The organism is Robertmurraya sp., assembly GCF_036676585.1.
Classification (GTDB): domain Bacteria; phylum Bacillota; class Bacilli; order Bacillales; family Cytobacillaceae; genus Robertmurraya_A.
Map to the genome: position 1 here is coordinate 1 of NZ_JAKFCQ010000030.1, position 6,192 is coordinate 6,192.

A 6,192-nucleotide genomic window follows, 5' to 3' on the forward strand; every position below is an offset into this window, starting at 1 on the left:
CATTTTTTATACAACTCGCTTCAATCGATTGGCACGTTGGCACTCAAAGCTAACGGGACAAAGGTGTATACGTTGTTAACGTCACTTGCGGGAATTATGCGATATAGCATGAATATGAAAGAAGATATCGTACCGCTTTCACACGAAATACGGCATGTGAAATCGTACTTGCAATTGCAGAAGCAACGATTTGATGATCAATTTAACTTTCATTTGGTTATTCAAAAGGAAACGGAGGGAATTTTCGTTCCGAAGATGATTCTGCAGCCAATTGTTGAAAATTGCTTTAAGCATGGCTTTGATCAGCATACTGACAAACAATCGATCATCATTTCTGCGGCTGTCCAAGAGAACGGGATGCTTAAAATCTCCGTGAAGGACAATGGAGCAGGAGTAACCGATGAGCAATTAAGCGATATTCGTCACGAATTATATAGTGGTACAGAGAAATCATCGGCATCGATCGGCCTGAAAAATATTTATGATCGATTAGTGATTTATTATCGAAATCAAGCGGATTTTTCCATTTATAAAAATGGAGAAGAAGGCTTTGTTGTAAGCATGAGCATTCCTGTTGAAATGCCGAAGGAGGGGAACAAACCGTGATCGTTTTAATTGTTGATGATGAAACGCATGTACGTGAAGGAATCAAACTTCTAGGGGATTGGGAGAAGCACGGAATCACCACGATTTATGAAGCGAGCAATGGGGAAGAAGCAACGAACCTCATTGAAAAACTCCGCCCAGAGATTATTTTTTCCGATATGAAAATGCCGAAAATGGACGGCACGAAGCTACTCGAATGGATCAAAGGAAATCACCCCTCAAGCAAGGTGATCGTCGTCACTGGATACGATGACTATCATTATATGAGAAAAGCAATTCACTTCGGAAGCACGGATTATTTGCTCAAGCCGGTGGACCCAGAAATATTGAATCAGACGTTAGAAACAGCAGTGAACGAATGGAAAAAGGAAGAGCAGGAGCGGAAAAAAGAAGAAACTAGCGGCCAGTTGATGAATATGATGAAGCCTGTCTACCGCGACCGAAAGTTCACGCAGCTCATGAATAGTGATGAGGGTGTGGACGAGGGGCTGTTTGAGGAATTAGGGTTTCAATCATCACGAAGTTACACAGTGGGGATTATTCGGGTTAACCGAAGAACGATTGAGGCCTTTGGTGGAGACCGGGATTTAACGTATTTTACAGTACTGAATGTCGTGAACGAAATTTTACTAGAAAAAGAATGTGGAATCGGCTTTCGATATTTATCAAACAAAGGTGAGGTTGTCATCATCTTTTGGGATCGGTTTGATGAGGTGAAGGAGATTCTCACTGGTATTTACAAATCCTTAAAAGTGGCTATGAATATTGCTTGTCCTATCGCTTTAGGAAAAATGGTCGAGGAAAGCTCACAGCTGAAGGAATCGTACCGAGAAGCGAGGAAAGTACTGGTAGGCAGAAATCTGTTGGAGCAGAAAGCATGCAAGGTGTATGTGGAACATGTGTTGCCGGACAAACCATTGAAGAGCCTTATGGACTACACCTCAAGCATAGACCTGGCAATTCAAGCAGGAGAAATAGAAGCATTCGACGAGCTCATCGAGCAGGTGCGGACTGATTTTACCGAACAGGACTATTTATCGGTTAGGCAAGTATTGCAGTTTGAAAATGAGTACTTGCTGTTGAGCAATCGCTGGTATAAAGCCAATAAGCTCGAGGTGAAGGTGTCTGAAGATGTTGAGGGGCGAGTGGATTCGTTCTTTGATGAAGATGGGAACTTCATGCTGGATGAGTATGTGGCTGCGAAAAGGCACGAGATCAGTTTGTTTTTGAAGAAGCTGAAGAAACAGGCCAGTAGAAAAACAAGTAATATTATTGAAGATATTGAAGCGTATTTGCAGGCAAACTTTGATCGTGACGTGAAGCTACAAGAGATTTCTGAGCATTTTTACATTAGCCGGGAGTATATTTCACGAAAGTTCAAGCAGGAATTTAACGTAAATATCTCTGATTACATCGTGAACATCCGCATGAAAAAAGCAAAATCACTGTTGAAAAATAGCCAACTGAAGATTTATGAAATTGCAAATATGATTGGCTACCAAGATGATAAGTATTTTCGTAAGGTGTTTAAGAAGGTTGTGGGGATTACGCCGAATGAGTATCGGGGTAGTTTGGATGGGAAGAAATGAATGATTAAACGGGAAGCACTCTACTAAGAGTTGCTTCTTTTTATTGATACAAAAAATGAAATAAATATCTAGTTAGTTGCTATGCTACTAAATTATAGTACTAATATCCTATTACTAGGAAGAAAATAAGCCTATTTAATTCTACTTATTTTTGTTATCCTAATAAATGTAATAGAAATTTGTTGAATTTTGTCTATGAGCAATAGGGAGGATGTTGTTTGTCTATTCTCATAGTTTACTATATTAAATTCTAACTTTATGCTTAATTACTATTATATGATTTTATGATTATATAATATGTGATTGAAAAATATTTTTTAGGAGGTATAAACAAAAGTTGAAGTTCATGCAAAAGATCTTTATATTGCTGATTAGTACTTTACTAGTGAGTCTCTCTATTCTTTCCAATTTAAGTATTGGTTATGCATTAGAAAGCTCGAAAACAGTCAATTTTAGTGAAGGTTCTAGTTACTATTTCGTTCATTATAATGGTGAAGAACAAGAAGTAATAATCAATGAAGAGGTTACGTTGATACTAACTGGATGGACTGATGAAACCAAATCATCTGTTAACGGAACAATCTACCATTCTACTAATCAAGCAATAGATACCGTTTTATCGGTTAGTGAGGAGTTAGATGAACTTAATATTACAGATGAAGAAAGTATTTTTTATCGGTTCACTGTCTCTGATACATTTAGTGCAGAAAAAGTCACTCCTCTTGAGTTAAACGATCAATGGAATGTTGTAGAGAAAAATGACAATGGAACATCCATTGAAGAGAGAACGACCGTTGATGAATATGGTACTTTGATTAAAAATCATGGACTAGTTTATTTTTTAACCGATGAAAATAATCAAAAGACTGAGATAACAGAAGAGGAATATAACTCTCTAAATGCTGTAATTGAAACTCCTACCGAGGATAAAACGACTGAAGAAGCAACTGCTGAAGATTTTACTTCTATTGAACAAACATCAGAAAGCACAGAAACTTCTAGTCAAGAAGTGGTCGAAAGTACTCCAACATCCGAGCAGACTGTGTCCGTTAAAGCCGTCACGAATCCATCTGTTGTTTATTCTACACATGTGCAAGGTTACGGGTGGTTAGATCCGGTGTCTAATGGAAAGATGTCAGGAACATCTGGAGAAGCAAAACGTTTAGAAGCCATTAAGATTTCTTTGCAAAACGCTCCATATTCCGGAGGTATCACTTACAAGACCCATGTTCAAAGCTATGGGTGGTTAAGTAATGTATCTAATGGTGCAATTTCTGGCACATCAGGGGAAAGCAAACGTTTGGAAGCCATCCAAATAAGCTTAACTGGTGAAATGGCAACACACTACGATGTCTACTATCGTGTTCACGCGCAAAGCTATGGTTGGTTGGACTGGGCAAAAAATGGACAATCTGCTGGAACCCTGGCACTTGCCAAACGATTGGAAGCAATAGAAATTGTATTAGTACCAAAGGGTGGAGCTGCACCTGGTCCTACTAATAAGCCTATTGTTATCGAACCATCTGTTTCTTATACAACCCATGTCCAAAGTTATGGTTGGTTAACTCCTGTTACTAATGGACAAACATCTGGAACATCAGGACAATCGAAACGATTGGAAGCTATTAAGGTTTCTTTAAAAAACAACCCTTATTCTGGAAATATCACTTACAGAACCTATGTACAAAGCTATGGATGGTTAAATAATGTGTCCAATGGTGCTTTATCTGGTACATCAGGGGAAGGTAAGCGAATGGAAGCGATCCAAATAAACTTAACAGGTGAAATGGCAGAGCGATATGATATTTATTATCGTGTTCATGCGCAAAGCTATGGTTGGTTAGACTGGGCCAAAAATGGTCAATCCGCGGGCACTCAAGGTCTTTCAAAGCGTTTAGAAGCCATTCAAATAATGTTAGTTGTAAAAGGTGGGGCTGCTCCAGGGGCTACCAATAAACCATTGGTAGTGGATCCGTCAGTTAGTTATTCCACACATGTACAAGGCATTGGCTGGTTAACTCCAGTTTCAGATGGAAAAACGTCTGGAACGTTAGGGCAATCGAGACGCTTGGAAGCGATTAAGATATCCCTTCAAAATAAACCATACACCGGAGATATTATTTATAAAACCCAAGTCCAAAGCTATGGCTGGTTAAATAATGTATCCAACGGTGCGATATCTGGTACATCTGGAGAGGGTAAACGACTAGAAGCCATTCAAATTAATCTAACAGGCGAAATGGCTCAACATTATGATATTTATTATCGTGTTCATGCGCAAACCTACGGTTGGTTGGACTGGGCCAAAAATGGCCAATCAGCGGGTACCGAAGCATTATCAAAACGTTTAGAAGCGATAGAAATTGTTTTAGTTAACAAAGGTGGAGCTGCACCTGGTCCAACAAGTAAACCTTTTGTGAGACCTAGCGTGATTACTACCTATAACAACTATAATGTTACTTTAAATGATGCTTTAAGTATGCAAATGAAAGTATCACCACAGACAGATAAATACAGAACTTACCCTGCCTATGTTAACAAACAATATCTCCAAATGTCTGCAGGAGGTTCAATAACTGGTACTAGTGTGAATTTAAGAACATTGCCAAATACGAGTAGTAGTATCGGTGCAACTGTTGGAAAAGATACCCTCTTCATACTGTTAGACAGTAATATTATAGGTGAGAGCGTTTCTGGAAATACAAGATGGTATAAAATTGAATACAAAGGTCAAGTCTTGTATGTTCATAGCAGTCTGGCTAGTAATAATTTGCGAGTTGGTAAAGTAACTTCTACTACTCTAAATATTCGTGCAGAAAAGAATAGTACTAGTCACATTTATGGATCTGTTGGTACTGGGAGTCTGCTATTGGTTTTAGTGGAAGATAATACTAGCGGTTGGTACACAGTAAGTATTGGAAATTGGCGCAATGCAACATCTTCTGACGTGCTGCAATATTTAGATCCAACAGGATATATCAATGATGAAAAACAAAGACTCCAATTCATGAACCTTAGTAAGCCTAGTGACGTGTCAGTAGGAACATTAAATACCTACCTCACAGGAAAAGGGATTTTAGCAAATCAAGGGCAAGCATTTATCGATGCCGGGAAGCTATACGGAATTAATGAAGTGTATTTAATGGCTCATACTCTACTCGAAACAGGAAACGGAACTTCTACTCTTGCAAAAGGTGTACCATATAATGGGAAAACCGTTTATAACATGTATGGTATTGGCGCATATGATTCTTGTCCACTATCGTGTGGAGTAGAAAGGGCTTATGACGAGGGCTGGTTCACTCCGTATGCAGCAATTGTAGGCGGCGCAGAATTTATTAGTGATAAATATCTAGGTGGTAATAACCCATACAATATTGTTCAAAATACTATATATGAGATGCGTTGGAATCCAGAGTTAATGTCTACTAGGCTGGCAGCAGGTAACCAGTATGCTACAGATATTGGATGGGCTTATAAACAAGTAAACACTATGTATGAAGTCTATAAGATCCAACCATACAGTATTTATCTTGAAATTCCTAAATATAAGTAATTTTGAATAGAGACTATTTATAAGTAGTACAACCATTTTCGGTTGTACTACTTTTTTTGTCTTAAAAGCTCACTACAAAATTAGCATTAGGTTTTGTGGATTGATGGGGATAGAGAGCTGTTGTCAGGGCTCGTTCTGGAGGGAAATAGGGTTTAGTGGTAACAGAAAGGGTAGTTGAGTTCCCGTGGAGTCAGGAAAAATAAGCTAACGGTAACCAAACGACCAGTTATGTTCCCATGAAAACAATCAAACTATACTTATGGTAACTAAAAGGGTTTCTAAGTCCCCATGAAGAGGAATATATATATTTGATAGTATTCTGATTACTTTTGCATCCGGTGAGGTCAATATTTTCCACCCTACTCGTCAATGTAAGCAGTTTCATAAAATCTATGAATCTCTAAAATAGGGAGTAAGATAATGTAAAAGGAGTGGTTTGAC

At 38.5% G+C, this 6,192-nt stretch carries 3 protein-coding genes; all 3 read left to right on the plus strand.

Features of this window, described 5'->3' with window-relative positions; translation table 11 throughout:
- A partial coding sequence (locus tag ACGLXV_RS03500; RefSeq protein ID WP_391557511.1) for a sensor histidine kinase occupies positions 1–606 on the plus strand: 606 nt, incomplete at its 5' end.
- Positions 603–2,195 (plus strand): response regulator, encoded by a 1,593-nt coding sequence (locus ACGLXV_RS03505; RefSeq protein WP_391557512.1) that lies wholly within the window; start codon positions 603–605, stop codon positions 2,193–2,195. The genes ACGLXV_RS03500 and ACGLXV_RS03505, both read left to right, overlap by 4 nt.
- Before the next feature lie 346 nt (positions 2,196–2,541).
- On the plus strand, positions 2,542–5,751 hold the full coding sequence (locus ACGLXV_RS03510; RefSeq protein ID WP_391557513.1) for a glucosaminidase domain-containing protein: 3,210 nt from the start codon (positions 2,542–2,544) through the stop codon (positions 5,749–5,751).
- Positions 5,752–6,192: the final 441 nt, after the last annotated feature.